At 28.2% G+C, this 326-nt stretch carries 1 pseudogene; it reads right to left on the bottom strand.

Features of this window, described 5'->3' with window-relative positions:
- Positions 1 to 326 (bottom strand): annotated as a pseudogene (locus tag OF365_RS03255) (hypothetical protein); the annotation flags it as partial.

The raw sequence follows: 326 nt of genomic DNA, 5'->3' as shown, positions 1-326 counted from the left end.
CAGGATATGATCCTTTGTTTTTAATTTGTGTGATTAATAAAGAAGATTTTTTAACGAGATTAACCAAATCTTCTATTCTTCTCTGTTCTCAATCGTTTGTAAATTCTTTAAATCTGATCTTTGGAAAGGGGTGTTTTTCATCTGCAAACATCTTCTCTAAAAGGGTATTTTTGAGATTTTTTAGCTTTTCTAACTTACACTGAAGAAGTGATATGGTACGCGAAATCTTATCTAAAAATAATGAAATCGTTTTTTGCTCATCTATTTTTGCAGATCATATTTTAATATTCGCCATATCACTAAATTTAATTGTCTTTCCAATTCTT

The organism is Ureaplasma zalophigenitalium (assembly GCF_025780055.1).
GTDB classification, from domain to species: Bacteria; Bacillota_I; Bacilli_A; order Mycoplasmatales; family Mycoplasmoidaceae; genus Ureaplasma; species Ureaplasma zalophigenitalium.
This window is presented reverse-complemented; position numbering and strand designations above follow the sequence as displayed.